This is a genomic window from Burkholderia sp. Bp9016, from assembly GCF_003857765.1.
GTDB lineage: Bacteria > Pseudomonadota > Gammaproteobacteria > Burkholderiales > Burkholderiaceae > Burkholderia.
On sequence record NZ_QTPY01000017.1, the window covers coordinates 82,556 to 100,814 of the forward strand.

16 protein-coding genes are annotated in these 18,259 nt (G+C 67.8%); 9 read left to right on the forward strand and 7 right to left on the reverse strand.

Annotation, left to right across the window (positions count from 1 at the left end; translation table 11 throughout):
- Positions 1 to 13: 13 nt before the first annotated feature.
- Genes glyS through DIE13_RS21215 form a run of 4 tightly spaced genes read left to right on the forward strand, consistent with a single transcriptional unit; the run spans position 14 to position 4,456 of the window.
- Positions 14 to 2,113: a glycine--tRNA ligase subunit beta gene (gene glyS, locus DIE13_RS21200; protein WP_124828964.1), complete on the forward strand. Its 2,100-nt coding sequence runs from the start codon at positions 14 to 16 to the stop codon at positions 2,111 to 2,113.
- Between the two features lie 10 nt (positions 2,114 to 2,123).
- Positions 2,124 to 2,687: a D-glycero-beta-D-manno-heptose 1,7-bisphosphate 7-phosphatase gene (gmhB, locus tag DIE13_RS21205; protein ID WP_124828965.1), complete on the forward strand. Its 564-nt coding sequence runs from the start codon at positions 2,124 to 2,126 to the stop codon at positions 2,685 to 2,687.
- 43 nt (positions 2,688 to 2,730) lie between these two features.
- The gene (locus tag DIE13_RS21210; protein ID WP_124828967.1) at positions 2,731 to 3,495 is read left to right on the forward strand and encodes a 1-acyl-sn-glycerol-3-phosphate acyltransferase; all 765 of its coding nucleotides are present in this window, start codon (positions 2,731 to 2,733) and stop codon (positions 3,493 to 3,495) included.
- A gap of 46 nt (positions 3,496 to 3,541) precedes the next feature.
- Positions 3,542 to 4,456 (forward strand): M48 family metallopeptidase, encoded by a 915-nt coding sequence (locus DIE13_RS21215; RefSeq protein ID WP_124828968.1) that lies wholly within the window; start codon positions 3,542 to 3,544, stop codon positions 4,454 to 4,456.
- Between the two features lie 107 nt (positions 4,457 to 4,563).
- Here DIE13_RS21215 and gloA read toward each other — a convergent pair whose 3' ends face one another.
- Positions 4,564 to 4,953 carry a lactoylglutathione lyase gene (gene gloA, locus DIE13_RS21220; RefSeq protein WP_124828970.1) on the reverse strand — a complete coding sequence of 130 codons (390 nt, stop codon included), beginning with the start codon at positions 4,951 to 4,953 and terminating at the stop codon, positions 4,564 to 4,566.
- A gap of 347 nt (positions 4,954 to 5,300) precedes the next feature.
- Between gloA and DIE13_RS21225 the strand changes: the two genes are divergently transcribed.
- Positions 5,301 to 6,236 (forward strand): DMT family transporter, encoded by a 936-nt coding sequence (locus DIE13_RS21225; protein WP_124828972.1) that lies wholly within the window; start codon positions 5,301 to 5,303, stop codon positions 6,234 to 6,236.
- A gap of 101 nt (positions 6,237 to 6,337) precedes the next feature.
- On the opposite strand, the gene rsmA is transcribed toward DIE13_RS21225, so the two are convergent.
- Genes rsmA through DIE13_RS21245 form a run of 4 tightly spaced genes read right to left on the reverse strand, consistent with a single transcriptional unit; the run spans position 6,338 to position 11,996 of the window.
- A complete protein-coding gene (rsmA, locus tag DIE13_RS21230) occupies positions 6,338 to 7,168 on the reverse strand; it encodes a 16S rRNA (adenine(1518)-N(6)/adenine(1519)-N(6))-dimethyltransferase RsmA (protein WP_124828974.1) in 831 nt (276 codons plus the stop codon).
- A 56-nt stretch (positions 7,169 to 7,224) separates the two neighbouring features.
- Positions 7,225 to 8,214, reverse strand: coding sequence for a 4-hydroxythreonine-4-phosphate dehydrogenase PdxA (pdxA, locus tag DIE13_RS21235; RefSeq protein WP_124828976.1), 990 nt, complete (start codon positions 8,212 to 8,214; stop codon positions 7,225 to 7,227).
- 11 nt (positions 8,215 to 8,225) lie between these two features.
- Positions 8,226 to 9,584 (reverse strand): peptidylprolyl isomerase, encoded by a 1,359-nt coding sequence (locus tag DIE13_RS21240; RefSeq protein WP_124828978.1) that lies wholly within the window; start codon positions 9,582 to 9,584, stop codon positions 8,226 to 8,228.
- 51 nt (positions 9,585 to 9,635) lie between these two features.
- Positions 9,636 to 11,996 (reverse strand): LPS-assembly protein LptD, encoded by a 2,361-nt coding sequence (locus tag DIE13_RS21245; RefSeq protein WP_124828980.1) that lies wholly within the window; start codon positions 11,994 to 11,996, stop codon positions 9,636 to 9,638.
- Between the two features lie 223 nt (positions 11,997 to 12,219).
- Here DIE13_RS21245 and DIE13_RS21250 point away from each other — a divergent pair, with 223 nt between their 5' ends.
- Both DIE13_RS21250 and murU read left to right on the forward strand, forming a co-directional pair.
- Positions 12,220 to 13,269, forward strand: a complete 1,050-nt coding sequence (locus tag DIE13_RS21250; RefSeq protein WP_124828982.1) for an aminoglycoside phosphotransferase family protein — start codon at positions 12,220 to 12,222, stop codon at positions 13,267 to 13,269.
- A 44-nt stretch (positions 13,270 to 13,313) separates the two neighbouring features.
- Positions 13,314 to 14,036, forward strand: coding sequence for an N-acetylmuramate alpha-1-phosphate uridylyltransferase MurU (gene murU / locus DIE13_RS21255; protein ID WP_124828984.1), 723 nt, complete (start codon positions 13,314 to 13,316; stop codon positions 14,034 to 14,036).
- 225 nt (positions 14,037 to 14,261) lie between these two features.
- Here murU and DIE13_RS21260 read toward each other — a convergent pair whose 3' ends face one another.
- Entirely contained in the window at positions 14,262 to 16,133 is a 1,872-nt protein-coding gene (locus DIE13_RS21260) for an ABC transporter ATP-binding protein/permease (protein WP_124828986.1), read from the reverse strand.
- 173 nt (positions 16,134 to 16,306) lie between these two features.
- Between DIE13_RS21260 and DIE13_RS21270 the strand changes: the two genes are divergently transcribed.
- Complete coding sequence (locus DIE13_RS21270) at positions 16,307 to 16,702, forward strand: acyl-CoA thioesterase (protein WP_124828988.1); 396 nt, start codon at positions 16,307 to 16,309, stop codon at positions 16,700 to 16,702.
- A 31-nt stretch (positions 16,703 to 16,733) separates the two neighbouring features.
- On the opposite strand, the gene DIE13_RS21275 is transcribed toward DIE13_RS21270, so the two are convergent.
- Positions 16,734 to 17,216: a nitrate reductase associated protein gene (locus DIE13_RS21275; protein WP_096507099.1), complete on the reverse strand. Its 483-nt coding sequence runs from the start codon at positions 17,214 to 17,216 to the stop codon at positions 16,734 to 16,736.
- 114 nt (positions 17,217 to 17,330) lie between these two features.
- On the opposite strand from DIE13_RS21275, the gene fdhD reads away from it, so the two are divergent.
- Positions 17,331 to 18,209: a formate dehydrogenase accessory sulfurtransferase FdhD gene (gene fdhD, locus DIE13_RS21280; protein WP_409333477.1), complete on the forward strand. Its 879-nt coding sequence runs from the start codon at positions 17,331 to 17,333 to the stop codon at positions 18,207 to 18,209.
- Positions 18,210 to 18,259 lie beyond the last annotated feature (50 nt).

Sequence of the window (18,259 nt, forward strand, 5' to 3'; positions counted from 1 at the left end):
ATTTATTCCAGACATGACGCACAATCATCCCGCCCCCCTGCTCGTCGAACTGCTGACCGAAGAGCTGCCGCCGAAGGCCCTCGCGCGCCTCGGCGACGCATTCGCCGAAGGTGTCGCACAACGCCTCGCCGCGCGCGACCTCATCGAAGGCGAACTCGTATTCGAGCGTTACGCCACGCCGCGCCGCCTTGCGGTCGTCGTACAGAACGTGCGCGCCGTCGCGCCTGAAAAGCAGGTCCGCGAAAAGGTCCTGCCCGTGTCGGTCGCGCTCGACGCCGAAGGCAAGCCGACCGCCCCGCTCGCGAAGAAGCTCGCGGCGCTCGGCCACCCGAACCTGACGATCGCCGATCTCGAGCGCGCGCAGGACGGCAAGGCCGAAGCGTTCTTCGTCAACTATTCGGCGGCCGGCGCGACGCTCGCCGACGGGCTGCAGGCCGCACTCGACGAAGCGCTCGCGAAGCTGCCGATCCCGAAGTTCATGACCTATCAGCGCCCGGACGGCTCCGACGTGAAGTTCGTGCGCCCGGTGCATCGCCTGACGGTGCTGCACGACGATCGCATCGTGCCGGTCACCGCGTTCGGCATCGATGCCGGCGACACCACGCTCGGCCACCGCTTCCTGTCCGACGGCCTCGTCGCGATCCAGCATGCGCACACGTATGCCGACACGCTGCGCGACAAGGGCCGCGTGATCGCGCACTTCGCCGATCGCCGCGAAACGATCCGCACGCAGTTGAACGAGCACGCGAACGGCGACACCGTCGTGATGCCCGAATCGCTGCTCGACGAAGTGACGTCGCTGGTCGAATGGCCGGTCGTCTACCCGTGCCGCTTCGAGGACGAATTCCTGCAGGTTCCGCAGGAATGCCTGATCCTCACGATGCAGACGAACCAGAAGTACTTCGCGCTGACCGACGTCGGCGGCAAGCTGCGCTCGCGCTTCCTGATCGTGTCGAACATCGAGACGAAGACGCCGGGCGAGATCATCGAAGGCAACGAGCGCGTCGTGCGCCCGCGCCTCGCCGACGCGAAGTTCTTCTTCGAGCAGGACAAGAAGAAGCCGCTCGCCGAGCGCGTGCCGCTGCTCGCGAACGTCGTCTATCACAACAAGCTCGGTTCGGCGCTCGCGCGCGTCGAGCGCCTCGAAGCGCTGGCCGGTGAAATCGCGCCCGCGATCGGCGCCGATGCCGCACACGCAAAGCGCGCCGCGCGCCTCGCGAAGGCCGACCTGCTGACCGACATGGTCGGCGAGTTCCCGGAACTGCAGGGCACGATGGGCACGTACTACGCGCGTCACGACGGCGAACCCGACGACGTCGCGCTGGCATGCGCCGAGCACTACCAGCCGCGCTTCTCCGGCGACGCGCTGCCGACCACGCCGGTGTCGACCGCCGTCGCGCTCGCCGACAAGCTCGAGACGATCGTCGGCATCTGGGGCATCGGCCTCGCGCCGACCGGCGAGAAGGATCCGTTCGCGCTGCGCCGTCACGCGCTCGGCGTGCTGCGCCTGCTGCTCGAGAAGCAACTGCCGCTCGATCTCGTGTCGCTGCTGCGCACGGCCCACGCGCGCTTCGAAGGCGTGCCGGGGGTCGCGGAATCGACCGATGCGATCTTCGCGTTCTTCATGGATCGCCTGCGCGGCCTGCTGCGCGAACGCGGCTACACGGCCGGTGAAGTCGACGCGGTGCTGAGCCTGAACCCGACCCGCGTCGACGATCTCGTCGCACGTCTCGACGCCGTACGCGAATTCACGCGCCTCGCGGAAGCGGAAGCGCTCGCAGCCGCGAACAAGCGGATCTCGAACATCCTGAAGAAGTCGGAAGGCGGCGCGAACGGCGCGGTACAGCCGGCGCTGCTCGTCGAGGCGGCCGAAAAGGCGCTGCATGAACAGCTCACGGCCGTGACGCCGCACGTGCAATCGCAGCTCGAAGCACGTGAGTACACCGGCGCACTGTCCGCGCTCGCCGCGCTGCGCGCACCGGTCGACACGTTCTTCAACGATGTTATGGTCAACGCCGAGGATCCCGCGCTGCGCGCGAACCGTCTCGCACTGCTGTTCGCACTGCACCAGCAGATGAACTGCGTCGCCGACATCTCGAAGCTCGCCGCATAAAGGCCGAACGATGCCGACCAGCCCCAACCGCAAGCTCGTCGTCCTCGACCGGGACGGCGTGATCAACGTCGATTCGGATGCGTTCATCAAGACGCCCGACGAGTGGATCGCGCTGCCCGGCAGCCTCGAGGCGATCGCACGGCTCAACCACGCAGGCTATCGCGTGGTCGTCGCGACCAACCAGTCCGGCATCGGTCGCGGGCTGTTCGACATGGCCGCGCTCAACGAGATGCACCTGAAGATGCATCGCGCGGCGGCCGCGGTCGGCGCGCGCATCGACGCGGTGTTCTTCTGCCCGCACACGGCCGAGGATCACTGCGACTGCCGCAAGCCGAAGCCCGGCATGATGCAGATGATCGCCGAGCGCTTCGAGATCGATCCCGCTCACACGCCGGTCGTCGGCGACTCGCTGCGCGACCTGCAGGCCGGCGTCGCGGTCGGCTTCCAGCCGTACCTCGTGCTGACCGGCAAAGGCAAGAAGACGCTCGCAGCGGGCAACCTGCCCGACGGCACGAAGGTCCACGACGACCTGCGCGCGTTCGCCCTGGATTTCCTTTCACACGAACACGAGTGATGCGGGCGCCGCGCGCATCCTCCTTACTGTCAGACCCACGCCGATGCGCTTCATCCGCTCCCTGCTGCTGCTGATCTACTTCATCGTGTACACGGTGCCGTACGCCACCGCGTGCTTCATCGCGTTTCCGTTCATGCGCCCCGACGCGCGCTACTGGATGGCGGCCGGCTGGTGCAAGTCGACGCTGTGGGTCGTGCGCTGGCTGAACGGCATCCACTACCGGATCGAAGGGATGGAAAACCTGCCCGACGGCCCGGCCGTGCTGCTGTCGAAGCATCAGTCCGCGTGGGAGACGCTCGCGTTTCCGGCGCTGATGCCCAAGCCGCTCTGCTACGTGTTCAAGCGCGAGCTGCTGTACGTGCCGTTCTTCGGCTGGGCGCTCGGGCTGCTGCACATGGTCAACATCAACCGCAAGGAAGGCAAGAATGCCTTCGTGTCGGTGATCCGCCAGGGCAAGAAGCGCCTGTCGGAAGGCGCATGGATGATCATGTTCCCGGAAGGCACACGCACGCCGGTCGGCAAGCAGGGCAAGTACAAGACGGGCGGCGCGCGCTTCGCGATCGAAACCGGCGCGCCGGTCGTGCCGATCGCGCACAATGCAGGCCGTGTGTGGCCGCGCAATTCGTTCACGAAATTCCCGGGCGTGGTCACCGTGTCGATCGGCAAGCCGATTCCGGTCGAAGGCAAAACGCCCGACGTATTGAACTCGCAGGTCGAAGCGTGGATCGAAGCGGAAATGCGCCGCATCGATCCGGACGCCTATCGCGAGCCGGGCAATGCGGGTACGCGCGATGCCGCGCGCATCTGAATCTCCCGGATTGCCGCCGTTGCGTACGACGAAACGAAGCGAATTGATGAAAAAGCGTCCGCGGCCACGGCCTGCCGTCGTGGCTCTCGATCATCGCCAGATGGATCTGCCGCTCTTCGACGGGCCGGCTGCCGCACCGTCGGCACCCGCCGCCCCGCCCACGTCGACGCCCACGCAGCCTGAAGCCACGCCGGCGACCGCTGCGCCCTCCGTCCCGCTCGACCCGGGCCGCGCCCCCGATCGCTCCCGCATCCGCACGTTCGCGCTCGACAGCCGCGTGCTCGAATACAGGCTGAAGCGCTCGGCGCGCCGCACGATCGGCTTCACGATCGACGGCAGCGGGCTGTCGATCACCGCGCCGCGCTGGGTCACGCTCGCCGACATCGAAGCGGCGATTGCCGAGAAGCAGCGCTGGATCTTCGCGAAGCTCGCGGAATGGAAGACCCGCACCGAGCAGCGCGCGCTACCGCAAATCGACTGGCGCGACGGCGCGCAGCTTCCGTATCTCGGCAAGACGGTGACGATCGCGCTCGGCGCGGGCGCCCTCGCGTTCGACACCGAGACACTGCGGCTGTCGCTGCCGCTGCCCGTGCAGGCGGACATGCAGCAGATCAAGGATCGCGTGCAGGGCTGGCTGCAGAACGAGGCGAAGCGGATCTTCGGCGAACGCCTCGTCGTCTATGCGGAAAAACTCGGCGTCACGTATTCGATGGTCGCGCTGTCGTCGGCGGCGACGCGCTGGGGCAGCTGCTCGAGCGACGGCAAGATCCGGCTGAACTGGCGGCTGATCCATTTCCCGATGTCGATCATCGACTACGTCGTCGCGCACGAACTGTCGCACCTGCGCGAAATGAACCACAGTCCGGCCTTCTGGCAGACCGTCGAATCGATCTTTCCGGAATTCCGCGAAGCGCGGCACACGCTCAAGCATCATCCGCCCGAGCTGTTGCCGTCGTTGTAACGCCGTCGGTCGCGACGTAAACGCCAAACGGGCGATGCGGATCACGCCGCATCGCCCGTTTTCGTTGCCCGCGACGCGTAACGCGGCGCGAACCGCTCGTCCGGCGCTCAGTGCGCCTTCTTCTGGATGAACTCGATCTTGTAACCGTCAGGATCCTCGACGAATGCGATCACGGTCGTGCCGTGCTTCATCGGGCCCGCTTCGCGCGTGACCTTGCCGCCTTGCGCCTTGATCTTGTCGCAGGCCGCGTACGCGTCGTCGACTTCCAGCGCCAGGTGGCCGAAACCGTTGCCGAGATCGTACGACGGCGTATCCCAGTTGTGGGTCAGCTCGATCACGGTGCCCGTGCTTTCCGCTTCATAGCCGACGAACGCAAGCGTGAACTTGCCGTCCGGATAATCCTCGCGGCGCAGCAGCTTCATGCCGAGCAATTCGGTGTAGAACTTGATCGAGCGGTCGAGATCGCCGACTCGCAGCATCGTATGCAGCAAACGCATGTGTTGTACTCCTGTGGGGCCTTTCCAGAACCGGAAATTCTACCGGAGTCGCATGAATCTCGCCGCGCGTGCCCGTGCGCCACCGGCCGATATCGCGCATCGGCGCGCGGCACCGCCGCCCGCACGCCCGTGGAAACCATCAGGCGCGACGCGCTCCGTCGTCGCGGCCGATCGGGTAACATCGTCCCACCTCGCACCAAAAGCGGGCATGCCGCCCGCCGCGGAAACGCGACTCACCCTATTCACTCACCCACACTGCCCGCCGTGCGAAACCGCCGATTCGAGCGCGCCGTCCGCGCCGTCCGCCCGCTGCTGCCGTCTTCCCGCCATTGCGCCGAGGCCCGTCGATGAGCGCGCTCGCCGCTTCGCCCGTGCGCCGCGCGCTCGATACCCGCGCCGTCGGCGTCATGCTGCTGCTCTGCGCGATCTGGGGCTTCCAGCAGGTCGCGATCAAGAGCACGAATGCGGCCATCCCGCCGATGTTCCAGGCCGGGCTGCGCTCGGTGATCGCCGCGCTGCTGCTGTGGGGCTGGGCCCGCTCGCGCGGCACGCCGCTGTTTCGCGCGGACGGCACGCTCGGCGCGGGTATCGCGGCCGGCGCACTGTTCGCCGGCGAGTTCATCTGCGTGTTCTTCGGCCTGACGCTGACGAGCGCATCGCACATGGCGATCTTCCTGTACACGGCACCGTGCTTCACGGCGCTCGGCCTGCACCTGTTCGCGCCGGGCGAGCGGTTGCAGCGCACGCAGTGGGCGGGTGTCGCGCTCGCCTTCGCCGGCATCGCGCTCGCGTTCGCGGACGGCTTCCTGAAACCGGGCGCGCCCGGCGCGTCGGTGCTGGCCGGGCTCGCCGGCGACGCGCTCGGGATCCTCGGCGGCGCGATGTGGGCCGCGACGACCGTCGTCGTGCGCTCGACGTCGCTCGCGCGCACGAGCGCGAGCAAGACGCTGTTCTACCAGCTCGCGGTGTCGGCCGTCGTGCTGGTCGGGCTCGCGGCCGTGCTCGGCGAGACGTCGTTCGCACGCGTCACACCGCTTGCGCTCGCGAGCCTCGCTTATCAGTCGGTGATCGTCGCGTTCGTCAGCTATCTGTCGTGGTTCTGGCTGCTCACGCGCTACAGTGCATCGCGGCTGTCGGTGTTCACGTTCCTGTCGCCGCTGTTCGGCGTCGCGTTCGGCGTGCTGCTGCTCGGCGAGTCGGTCGGCTGGCGCTTCATGTCCGCGGCCGCGCTGGTGCTGACCGGCATCGCGCTCGTCAACGCGCCGCCGCGCCGGCGGGCGTGACGCGAGCACGGCGGCGCGGCACCGCCCGCCGAAACGGCCGGGCAATAAAAAGGCCGCCCGGCAGGGCAGCCTCGTGAACCTCGACGCGGCGCGCGCTGCGATCAGTCTGCGGACTTGCGCACCGCCGCAAGCGCCTGCGCGACGCCGACGTATTCGGCCACGCTGACATCCTCCGCACGTCGTGCGAGATCGAAGCCGAGCGCATCGAAATCGATCGTCTCGCGATAGTCGCCGAGCGTATTGCGCAGCATCTTGCGGCGCTGCGAGAACGCGGCCGTGACGACTTCTCCGAGCAGCACGGGATCGACGTCCGGCAGTTCGTGCGGCTCGTACGGAATCATCCGGACGATCGCCGAATCGACCTTCGGCGGCGGCTGGAACGATTCCGGCGGCACGTCGAGCATCTTCTCCATCACGTAGCGGTACTGCAGCATCACCGACAGCCGCGAGAACGCCTTCGTGCCCGGCTCTGCGACCATCCGTTCGACGACTTCGTTCTGCAGCATGAAATGCTGGTCGATGACCGCGTCCGCGAACGTCATCAGGTGAAACAGCAGCGGGCTCGAAATGTTGTACGGCAGGTTGCCGACGATACGCAGCGACGGCGCGTCGCCGGGCGCCGCGAGCGAGCGGAAATCGAATGCGAGCGCATCGCCCGCATGCAGCTCCAGCAACGCGCCGAAGCGCTGCTGCAGCCGGCCGATCAGGTCGCGGTCGAGTTCGACCGCGTGCAGCGGCGACTCGGGCGTCGCGAGACGCTCGATCAGCGGGCCCGTCAGCGCGCCGAGCCCGGGGCCGATCTCGACCATCCGCTGGCCGCGCGCGGGGCCGATCGTCGAGACGATCGAGTCGATCACGCCGTGATCGACGAGGAAGTTCTGCCCGAAGCGCTTGCGCGCGAAGTGGCCTTGATGCTGTCTGCTGTTCGACATCGACTGAGAAAAACGAAAAATACGACGAATAAAGTCAGGCCGCGAAGGCCGGCGCGTCAGGACGCGCGGCGATGGCGCGCCATCGTGACGGCCGTGTCGAGCGCGGCGACCATGCTGCCCGGATCCGCGCGGCCCGTGCCGGCCAGATCCAGCGCGGTGCCGTGATCGACCGACGTGCGGATGATCGGCAGCCCGAGCGTGACATTGATGCCCTCGCCGAACGTCGCGTACTTCAGCACGGGCAAGCCCTGATCGTGGAACATCGCGAGCACGCAATCGGCATCCGCGAGGTAGCGCGGCTGGAACAGCGTGTCGGCCGGATACGGGCCGCGCGCGTCGATGCCCTGCGCCTTCGCGCGCGCGAGCGCCGGCGAGATCACGTCGATCTCCTCGCGCCCGAGATAACCGTTCTCGCCCGCGTGCGGGTTCAGCCCCGTCACGAGGATGCGCGGCGCGGCGAGACCGAAGTCGCGCCGCAGATCGTGATCGATGATCGCGAGCGTCTCGACGAGACCGTCGATCGTCAGCGCGGCCGATACGTCCTTCAGCGGCAGGTGGGTCGTCGCGAGCGCGACGCGCAGCGGCCGCTCGCCGGTGCCCGCCAGCATCATCACGACGCGCGGCGTGTGCGTGCGCTCCGCAAGATATTCGGTGTGGCCGGTAAACGGCACGCCGGCATCGTTGATCGTGCTCTTCTGCAGCGGCGCGGTGACGATCGCGTCGTACCGCCCCGCCACCGCCCCGTCGATCGCCGCGTCGAGCAGCCCGAGCACGTAGCGGCCGTTGGCCGCGTCGAGCGTGCCCGCCTGCGCGGGCGCGGCGAGCGCGTGATGCGCGACCGACACCTGGCTGGCGCCGGCGAGCACCGCCCGGTCGGCGCCGACGGCCGCCGCGCGCGCATCGAGCAGCGCGGCGTCGCCGAGCACGGTGAAATGTGCATCCGGCCAGCGCCGCGCGGCGTCCTGCAATGCCTGCACGGTCAACTCCGGACCGACACCCGCGGGTTCACCGGTCGTGATCGCGATCTGCAGCGCGGGTGTCGTCATCTGGCGCCCGCTCAGTTCGCCTGGCCCATGCCGCTGATCTTGTACTGAACGTACGACGAGTCGCGCAGCTCGCGCAGCCAGTCGGCATACGCCTGCTCGGCCTTGCGCTGGCCGATGGCCTGGCGTGCGATATCCATCTGCTGCTGCACCGAGCCTTCCGCATCGCGGCGGCCGATCACCTGGATCAGGTGATAGCCGTACTCGGTACGCACCGGCTGGCTGATCTGGCCATCCTGCAGGTTGTTCATCGCACGCTCGAATTCAGGCACGGTCTCGCCCGGGCTGATCCAGCCCAGATCGCCGCCTTGCGACGCCGAACCGTCCTGCGAGTAGGTGCGCGCGAACTTCTCGAAATCGCCGCCGGCCTCGATCTGCTTGCGGATGTCGAGCAGTTGCTGGCGCGCCTGGCCTTCCGACTTGCCTTCACCCACGCGCAGCAGGATGTGGCGCACGTGCGTCTGCACGATCTTCGGTGCCGCGGCCGAGGTGCCCTGGCTCTCGCGGCGATCGACCAGACGCACGACCTCGAAGCCGTCCGGCACGCGGATCAGCGTCGGGTTGACCTGGCCCGGGCGCAGCTTCGATGCGGCTGCGACGACGTCCGGCGGCAGCGCGCCCGGCGCCTTGAAGCCAAGGTCGCCGCCCTTCTTCGCGTCGTCCGCTTCCGAGTTGTTCTTCGCGAGCTTCTCGAAATTGGCGCCCGACGTCGCCTGCTGCAGCAACGCCTCAGCCTTCTTCTGCGCGGCTTCGATCTCCGGCTGCGGTGCGTTGGTCGGCGCCTTGATGAAGATGTGCTCCAGGCGCAGGTCCTGCTGCTGCGATGCGCTCGGCCCGCGCTGGCTCGCGATGTAGTTCGCGACTTCGGCGTCCGACACGGTGATCTTGCCGTCGACTTCGCGCTCGCGCAGCTTCGACAGCATCAGTTCGGTACGGGCGTCGTTCGTGAAGATGCTCCAGGGCACGCCTTGCCCCTCGATGCGCGCACGATACTGGTCGAGCGTCATCCCGTTCGCCTGCGCGAGGCGCTGCAGCGTGGCCTGCACGGTGGCGTCGTCGACGCGAATCCCGTCGTCCTTCGCCTTCTGCACCTGGATGCGCTCGAGCACCATCTGGTTCAGCACCTGCGCGCGCAGCTGGTCGGCCGGCGGCACGGGCGCGTTCTGCTGTTGCAGCCGGCGCGAAATCAGGCCGACGCGCTGGTCGAGTTCGCGGCCCGTGATCACGTCGTTGTTGACGACCGCGACGACTTCGTCGGCGAGCTGCGCGCCTTGCGAACCGAGTGCCTGCGCCGCGGCCGGCGCAGCGGCGAGCAGCGCGGCGGACGCGGCGAGGCTGGACACGACTGCCGCGAAACGAAGGGTTTTCTTCATTGCCACTGATACTCCATTGAAATCGTGCTGACCGGTGCAGACAAGCCGGCGTTACTCGTAGTTGCTGAAGCGGGACATCGGCGGCGGTGCGGACGGCAGCGGCGTGTAGCCCGGCACCCCGGCGCGGAATGCCGAGACGAGGCCGTTGTCGACCGTCGACAGGCCCTTGAGCGTCAGCTGCATCATGAAACGCGTCGACGAGTTCTGCTGCCCCGACGTATTCACGCCGTTCGCGAACCGCTGGACCCCGACCCCGAGCGCCCAGCAATCCGCGTCGTATTGTAAGCCGAGCAGACCGTCGACCACGCGATCTCCGGCCAGGTCGTAGTTGAAACGGCCGATCGCGTACAGCCGGCGCGTAAGCGGCCACTGCGCCGACACCAGGAACTGGTTGATCGGCTGGCCGTCGAGCGTCGTGTTCGCGCGTGTGTAGCGATAGCCGACGTTGATCACGCGGCGCTCGCCCGGGCTGTAACCGAAACCGACGCTCGATTTCACGAGCTGGTTGTTGTTCTGGTTGTACTGGAACGCCGTCTCGGACATGAAGCCCGAGCCGAGCTTCAGCGCGGCGCCGACGATCAGGTCGGAGTGGCGCGCCTGCGCCGCGGTCTGGCCCGAGTTCAGCGTGACGCGCTGGTCGGCGAAGTAGTACTGCTGCGCGATCACGAAGCGCGCGCGTTCGTCGCCGGTGCGCGGATCGATGAAGCGCGACGTCAGGCCGGCCGTGATCCGGTTCGCGTCCGCGATCCGGTCGTTGCCGACGAACGTGTTCGGCTGGTAGATCTCCGCGAGCCCGAAGTCCGATTCCGCGGTGTCGAACAGCGGCGCGTTCGACTGGTCGCGATACGGCGTGTACACATAGTACAGGCGCGGCTCGAGGGTCTGGATGAAGTCCTGGCCGAACAGTCGCACCGAGCGGTCGAAGATCAGGCCCGAGTCGAAGCTCACGGTCGGGATCGACTCGGTGAAGCGCTTCGGGCTGTTCGGCGTGCCCGACGACAGGTAGTTCAGGTCGTACGACGCGAAGTGGTACTGGACCTTCGGCACGACGAAGTAGCCGGGGCCGTACACGCCGTACGCGAGGTACGGGTTGAAGACGACGCGGTCGCCTTCGGTCGAATCGGCGGTCGTGATGCGGAACCGCGAATAGTCGGCTTCCGCGCCGTAGTCGAAGCCGCCGACGTTGTACTTCGCGTACTTCACGTTCAGCTGCGGCTCGCGGCTGTACGGCGCGATCGACGGCGGCAGCGTCTGCCAGTGCTGGTAGCGCGCGAGCACCGACCACGGGCCCTTGTTGTACGTGAGGCCGGCTTCCTGCTGGTACAGCGTCTGCGTCCCGTTGATGAACTGGTTCATCGACCCAAGGTCTTCGGGATACGTGTTGTCCGAGACCTTGTTGAAATAGACGTAGCCGCCGAAACCGCCGCCGAAGTTCTGCTGGTGCTGCCAGTAGATCGCGTAGCGGTTGCGGTGCGCGAGCCGGTCGTCCGGCAGGTAATTCGCCGTAAACGTGCCGGAATAAGTCGGCGACAGATAACGGAACGTCGCCTCGGTCAGCACGCCGCGCCGCGAGATGATGCGCGGGGTGAGCGTCAGGTCGCGGTTCGGTGCGATGTTGAAGTAGTACGGCAGCGTCAGCTCGAACCCGTTGTTCGAGTTCATCGAGAACGTCGGCGGCAGCAGGCCGCTGCGCCGCTCGCCCGACAACGGGAACGTCATCCACGGGCTCGCGAAAATCGGCACGCCCTGGAAGAACAGCACGCTGTTGCGCACGGTGCCTTCGTCGGCGCCCGTATCGAAGTCGAAACGGCTGCCCTTGATGTACCACGCGGGGTTCGTCGAGCACTGGCACGCGGTGTAAGTGCCATTGACGAACACCGAGCGCTCGCTGTCGAGCAGGTCGACGCGCTCCGCGCTGCCCGATCCGCCCGTCATGTTGAAGTGGTACTTCGGCGCCGTCATGAAGCCCTGGTTCGCCTCGATCTTCAGATGCGCCTCGGGGCCCGCGAACGACGTGCCGTTGTTGATCACCCGGACCTGGCCGTACGCGTCGGCCATGTCGGTATCCTGATCGTAGTGGATCGCATCGGCCTTCACGACCGCATCGCCGCGGCGCAGCTCGGCCGAACCCTTCGCGGCCAGGTCCTGCTCGGCCGTACCGCTCGCATGGTCGGCGATCACGAAGGCGGCCGGCTTCGCGCCGTCCTTCAGCGGATGATCCTCGAGCTGGGGCGCGAGACGCAGATCCCACGGCGAATCGAGCGGCTGCGGCTGCGCGGCCGCGCCCGACAGCTGCGCGTACGACACGGCCGGCACGAGGCCTGGCACGGCCAGGAGCGCGAGCGCGAGCCGCCGTTTGCGCGGCGCCCCGTCACCGGGGAAGACATTCGGGAATAGCGGTTTGGGCGGCATCTATCGTTTGGCGAATCGCCCCTTGTCAACCGTACCTGCATAGCATGTTCGCGCACGGCGGGCCGCACCGTCGAACCGCGACTGCGGCGGAGCGCAAACGGGGAAGGCGATCGGGCAAGCGGCGCGACAGGCGGCGGGCCTGCACGGCGGAAGCTGACGCGGGGCGCGTCAAAAAAGTCGTGGGGTATTATATGGCAAGACGTTCCCCCCTCCGCCGAGTTTCATGACGCCCCCATCCGCCGCATCCCAGCCCGACGCCCGCCTCGAAGCGCTCATCGCGTGGCTGCACCCGCTCGCCGAGCGCTACGCCCTCGACCTGTCGACGCTCGCGCCCGCCTCGTCGGACGCCAGTTTCCGCCGCTATTTCCGTGTCGCGTCTGCCACGAGCCCTGGCGGTGCGCTGATCGCAGTCGACGCGCCGCCGCCCGAGAAGTGCCGCGAGTTCGTCCAGGTCGCACAGTTGCTGGCCGCGGCCGGCAACCACGTGCCGGACGTGCTGGCATACGATTTCGACGCTGGTTTCATGCTCGTGACCGATCTCGGCCGCACCTCGTACATCTCGGTGCTCGATCCGGCCGACCCGGTCGCCGCCCGCCCGCTGATGCGCGACGCGCTCGACGCGCTGATCCGCTTCCAGCTGAGCTCGAAGCCCGACGTGCTGCCGCCGTTCGACGAAGCGTTCCTGCGCCGCGAGATGGAGCTGCTGCCCGAGTGGTTCGTCGGCCGCCACCTCGGCAAGCCCGTGACCGACGTGATGCGCGACACGCTCGAGCGCACCTTCGCGCTGCTGGTCGCGAGCGCCCATGCGCAGCCGCAGGGCTTCATGCTGCGCGACTTCATGCCGCGCAACCTGATGGTCTGCGAGCCGAACCCGGGCGTGCTCGACTTCCAGGACGCCGTCTACGGGCCGCTGACGTACGACGTCGTGTCGCTGCTGCGCGACGCGTTCATCAGCTGGGACGAGGAGTTCGAGCTCGACTGCTTCGCGTACTACTGGGAGAAGGCGAAAAAGGCCGGCCTGCCGGTCGACCCGGATTTCGGCGAGTTCTACCGCCAGCTCGAATGGATGGGGCTGCAGCGCCACATCAAGATCCTCGGCCTGTTCGCGCGCATCAACTATCGCGACGGCAAGCCGCACTATCTGAACGACCTGCCGCGCTTTCTGACCTATGCGCGCAAGGTCGCGCTGCGCTACCGCCCGCTCGTGCCGTTCGCGAAGCTGCTCGACGCGCTCGAGGACAAGGCGGCGCCCGACGTCGGCTATACGTTCTGACCGCCATTCTGACCGCCATCTACCGCCCTGACACCCGGCCGAACATGAGCACTACCCTGACCACGGCGATGATCTTCGCCGCCGGGCGCGGCGAACGGATGCGCCCGCTCACCGACACCCGCCCGAAGCCGCTGCTCGAAGCGGGCGGCAAGCCGCTGATCGTCTGGCAGATCGAAGCGCTCGCACGCGCGGGCATCGAGACGATCGTGATCAACCACGCATGGCTCGGCGACCAGCTCGAGGCCACGCTCGGCGACGGTTCGCGCTGGGGCGTGCGGCTCGCGTATTCGGCCGAAGGCGACGCGCTGGAGACTGCCGGCGGCATCGCGCAGGCGCTGCCGCTGCTCGAACGTGACGGCCGGCCGACGGTATTCGCGGCGGTTGCCGGCGACGTGTACTGCGCATTCGACTACCGGACGCTCGCCGCGCGCGCCGCGCAGATGGCCGCGCTCGACGCGCCCGCGATGCATCTCGTGATGGTGCCGAACCCGCCGTTCCATCCAGCCGGCGATTTCGTGCTCCGCGACGACGGCCGGCTGTCGCTCGCCGGCACGCCGCGCGTGACGTTCGGCAGCATCGGCGTGTACGACACGCGGATGTTCCGCGACATCGTGCCCGGCACGCACCGCGCGCTGTCGCCCTACTTCAAGGCGACGATCGAGGCCGGCCATGCGACCGGCGAATTGTATGAAGGTATCTGGGAGAACGTCGGTACGCCCGCGCAGCTCGGCGAGCTCGACGCGCGGCTGCGCGCCGCCGCGGGCTGATCGTTTCGTGGCCGAACGGCGGCCGCCGGTTCGCCGGTTCGCCGGTTCGCCGGCGCGGCGGCCGATGGCCTGACAGGCCGCTGAAGCCCCCGCCGAGCCGGGTTCACACGCCGCGAACGCTCCGCCGGGCCGCCGGGCCGTGACGTCGTGACACCGCCCGCTACCGAACGGACGGACGGTCAACCACCCGCTCCCGCCACGCACCGCGTCGCGCGGCACCCACGCTCACGCGGCCTCGGCCGCCTCCCCGCCCGCCGCCGCGCGCTGCTGCTGCAGCGCCCACATCTGCGCGTACAGCCCGTCGGCGCGCACGAGTTCGTCGTGCGTGCCGCGCTCGACGATGCGTCCGTGGTCCATCACGAGAATCTGCTGCGCATGCACGACGGTCGACAGCCGGTGTGCGATCACGAGCGTCGTGCGATGCCGCGCGATCTGGTCGAGCTCGTGCTGGATCGCGCGCTCCGAGCGCGAATCGAGCGCCGACGTCGCCTCGTCGAACAGCAGCACGGGCGGATCCTTCAGCAGCGTGCGCGCGATCGCGACGCGCTGCTTCTCGCCGCCCGACAGCTTCAGTCCGCGCTCGCCGACCGGCGTGTCATAGCCCTTCGGCAAACTTTCGATGAAGTCGTGGATGTGCGCGGCGCGCGCGGCCGCGATCACTTCGTCGCGGCTCGCGGTCGGCCGGCCGTATGCGATGTTGTAGTAGATCGAGTCGTTGAACAGCACGGTGTCCTGCGGCACGATCCCGATCGACGCGCGCAGCGAGTCCTGCGTGACGTCGCGAATGTCCTGGCCGTCGATCCTGATCGCGCCGCCCGTCTGGCGGTCGAGATCGTAGAAGCGGAACAGCAGCCGCGACAGCGTCGACTTCCCCGAGCCGCTGTGGCCGACCACCGCGGTCGTCGTGCCCGCGTCGATCGTGAACGTCACGTCGTGCAGGATCGCGCGCGACGCTTCATACGAGAAGTTCACGTGCTCGAAGCGCACCTGCGCGCCGGCCACCGCGAGCGGCCGCGCGTCGGGAAGATCCGCGACCTCCTTCGCGGCCGACAGCAGCCCGAACATCCGGTCCATGTCGGTGAGGCTCTGCTTCAGTTCGCGATACACGACGCCGAGGAAATTCAGCGGAATGTACAGCTGCAGCATGAACGTGTTGATCAGCACGAGGTCGCCCAGCGTCAGCTTGCCCGCCAGCACGCCCTGCGTCGCACGCCACAGGATGAACACGAGCCCCGTGCCGATGATCGCCTGCTGGCCGAAGTTCAGCACCGACAGCGAGTTCTGCGAGCGGATCGCGGCCTTGCGGTAGCGCTTCAGGTTCTCGTCGTAGCGCTGCGCTTCCCACTCTTCGTTGCCGAAGTACTTTACCGTCTCGTAGTTGATCAGCGAATCGATCGCGCGCGAATTCGCACGCGAATCGAGCTCGTTCATCGTGCGGCGAAAGTGCGTGCGCCAGTTCGTGACCTTCACGGTGAACACGATGTACGTGACGAGCGCCGCGAGCGTCACGTACGCGTAGTACGCCTCGTACTTGACCACGAAGAAGCCGAGCACGAGCCCGACCTCGACGAGCGTCGGCAGGATGCTGTACAGCGAATAGGAAATCAGTTGCTGGATCCCGCGCGTGCCGCGCTCGATGTCGCGCGACATGCCGCCGGTCTGGCGCTCGAGGTGAAAGCGCAGCGACAACCCGTGCAGATGCCGGAACACCTGCAGCGCGAGCTGGCGCACCGCGCTCTCGGTGACCTTCGAGAACAGGATTTCGCGCAACTCGGTGAACAGCGACGTCGACAGCCGCACGAGCGCATATGCGACGACGAGCAGGCCCACGCCGCCCGCGAGCACGATGCCGGCCGAGTGTTCGGCGCGGCCGAGCGCGGTGAGCTGCTGCACGGCGGACAGATGATCGACGATGCGCTTCATCACGACGGGCACGCCGAGGTTCGCGACCTTCGCGCCGATCAGGCAGCTGAGCGCGAGCGCCACGCGCAGTTTGTAAGTGGCGAGATACGGCAGCAACGACCGGATGGTCTGCCAGTCGTTGCGAGGCCCGGTCGGAGCCGGCGCGGGCTCGCCGGAAGCAGGAAATCGGCGCATGGGGGAAGGATCGGCGATGGGTCGGGCGCGTGCGGCAACGGCCGACTGGCGCGCTTTCTCGTACAATTTGCGAACGTTGTATTGTCGCAGAAGCCGCTTCGCGCCGCTGCCGGCGGCCTCGCCGGCTGTCGTGCGCGCGGCGGCGCATTTATTACAGGATGAAAGCACCCGCCATGACCGATTCGACCCTCGAGCTCCCGCAAAAGCAGCCCGCGCTGCGCGTCGTCCCGCAACCGCACGACGCCAACGTCCACGGCGACGTGTTCGGCGGCTGGATCATGTCGCAGGTCGACATCGCCGGCTCGATCCCCGCGAGCCAGCGCGCGAACGGCCGCGTCGCGACGGTCGCGGTCAATTCGTTCGTCTTCAAGCAGCCAGTGTTCGTCGGCGACCTGCTGAGCTTCTACGCCACCATCACGCGCACCGGCAACACGTCGGTGACGGTCGACGTCGAGGTGTACGCGCAACGCATGCGCCTGATGGGCGAAATCGTGAAGGTCACCGAAGCGACGCTCACCTACGTCGCGACCGGCGCCGACCGCAAGCCGCGGTCGCTGCCGCCGCTGTAATGCGCGCGCCGCGCTGCAGCACCGCGGCCCGTCAGTGCGTGGCCGTCAGCCCGAACTCCCGCATTGCGGGCAGGAAGTCGTGATTGAGCTTCGGCTTGCGCGACAGCTTCATCAGCACGTAGCGCTGGAACGGCGCGAGCCGCTGCCACTGCGCAAGGGCAGGCGCCGGCAGCCCGGCCAGCGCGCTCTGCTGCACCAGCGCATCCGGCACCGTGTCGGTGCCGCGCCAGGCCGGCTGATCGTCCGGCTGGAACCACGACGGCTCGAGGTCGGCATGCGTGCGCAGCATCTCGAACAACGCGTGATCGAAGTTCGGCTCGATCGCGGTGTCGTCGTCGGCCGGAAAGCGCGCGAGCAGCTTGCGGTCCTCGAGCGGCAGCAGTTGCCACTGCTCCAGTGAAATCCGCAGACCGAAGCGGTCGAGATTGAAACGCACGATCATCGGAATGTACGTCAGGTTTTCCGACGAATCGTGTTCGAAGTTGAATAGCAGCGGAGCGTCGCTGAGTCCCATGGTCGTTACCTGAGTGGCGGATGCCGGCGTGGCCGGCCTGCCTGAGGTATTTTAGAACCTCTGCGCGCGAGCGGCGAATGCGATCGTCGCCGCACGTGCTTCGAACCAACGGGAGTGCTCGTGAATCCGACCCAATTCGACCCACTGCGCGCCCCACTGCGCGACCAACCGCGAGATGCACCGCGAGACGAGCCGCGCGGCGCGATCGAGCTGTCCGTGCGCCGCACGCGCGGCGGCGCAGTCGAAACCGCGCACGACTATGTCGGCCAGGAATGGCCGGTCGCGCTCGTCTTCAACGGCATCTCGCATGCTGTGATGATGTGCACGCCGCTCGACCTCGAAGCATTCGCGGTTGGCTTCGCGATATCGGAAGGGGTCGTCGCGCGTGGCAGCGACATCAAGGACATCGAGGTGATCCTGCACGCCGACGCGCCGCTGCCGCACGCGGAGGTGCATCTGGAGGTCGTCCAGCAGGCGTTCGCCGCGCTGAAGGACCGGCGTCGCGCGCTCGCGGGGCGCACCGGCTGTGGCGTGTGCGGCATCGAGAGCATCGATCTGCTCGACCTCGCGCCAGAACGCGTGCCCGACACCGGCTTTCTCGCCCGCCTCGCGCCCGACGCGCTCGCGTGCGCGGCCCGCGCGCTGCCCGCGCACCAGGCGCTCACGCGGCTCACCGGCGGCCTGCATGCGGCCGCGTGGTGCGACGCAACAGGCGCGATCCGGATGGCGTTCGAGGATGTCGGCCGCCACAACGCGCTGGACAAGCTGATCGGCTCGCTCGTGCTGTCGCGCGCCGACACGACCGACGGCTTCGTGTTCCTGTCGAGCCGCGCGAGCTACGAGCTCGTGCGCAAGTCGGCACGGGTCGGCATCCCGATGGTCGCGACGATCTCCGCGCCGTCGTCGCTCGCGATCGGCATCGCGAAGGCGGCGGGGTTGCGGCTGGTCAGCTTCTGCCGGGAAACCGGCCACGTCGATTACGGGACGGCCTGACCTCGGCCGTCCGGGCGCGCCGGCCACGCATCGCCGGCGCGGCCCGCCGT

What these genes read in the sequence shown, in the direction of transcription:
- glyS (WP_124828964.1), top strand. Translation starts at nt 14, where the DNA reads ATGACGCACAATCATCCCGCCCCCCTGCTCGTCGAACTGCTGACCGAA.
- gmhB (WP_124828965.1), top strand. Translation starts at nt 2,124, where the DNA reads ATGCCGACCAGCCCCAACCGCAAGCTCGTCGTCCTCGACCGGGACGGC.
- DIE13_RS21210 (WP_124828967.1), top strand. Translation starts at nt 2,731, where the DNA reads ATGCGCTTCATCCGCTCCCTGCTGCTGCTGATCTACTTCATCGTGTAC.
- DIE13_RS21215 (WP_124828968.1), top strand. Translation starts at nt 3,542, where the DNA reads ATGAAAAAGCGTCCGCGGCCACGGCCTGCCGTCGTGGCTCTCGATCAT.
- gloA (WP_124828970.1), bottom strand. Translation starts at nt 4,953, where the DNA reads ATGCGTTTGCTGCATACGATGCTGCGAGTCGGCGATCTCGACCGCTCG.
- DIE13_RS21225 (WP_124828972.1), top strand. Translation starts at nt 5,301, where the DNA reads ATGAGCGCGCTCGCCGCTTCGCCCGTGCGCCGCGCGCTCGATACCCGC.
- rsmA (WP_124828974.1), bottom strand. Translation starts at nt 7,168, where the DNA reads ATGTCGAACAGCAGACAGCATCAAGGCCACTTCGCGCGCAAGCGCTTC.
- pdxA (WP_124828976.1), bottom strand. Translation starts at nt 8,214, where the DNA reads ATGACGACACCCGCGCTGCAGATCGCGATCACGACCGGTGAACCCGCG.
- DIE13_RS21240 (WP_124828978.1), bottom strand. Translation starts at nt 9,584, where the DNA reads ATGAAGAAAACCCTTCGTTTCGCGGCAGTCGTGTCCAGCCTCGCCGCG.
- DIE13_RS21245 (WP_124828980.1), bottom strand. Translation starts at nt 11,996, where the DNA reads ATGCCGCCCAAACCGCTATTCCCGAATGTCTTCCCCGGTGACGGGGCG.
- DIE13_RS21250 (WP_124828982.1), top strand. Translation starts at nt 12,220, where the DNA reads ATGACGCCCCCATCCGCCGCATCCCAGCCCGACGCCCGCCTCGAAGCG.
- murU (WP_124828984.1), top strand. Translation starts at nt 13,314, where the DNA reads ATGAGCACTACCCTGACCACGGCGATGATCTTCGCCGCCGGGCGCGGC.
- DIE13_RS21260 (WP_124828986.1), bottom strand. Translation starts at nt 16,133, where the DNA reads ATGCGCCGATTTCCTGCTTCCGGCGAGCCCGCGCCGGCTCCGACCGGG.
- DIE13_RS21270 (WP_124828988.1), top strand. Translation starts at nt 16,307, where the DNA reads ATGACCGATTCGACCCTCGAGCTCCCGCAAAAGCAGCCCGCGCTGCGC.
- DIE13_RS21275 (WP_096507099.1), bottom strand. Translation starts at nt 17,216, where the DNA reads ATGGGACTCAGCGACGCTCCGCTGCTATTCAACTTCGAACACGATTCG.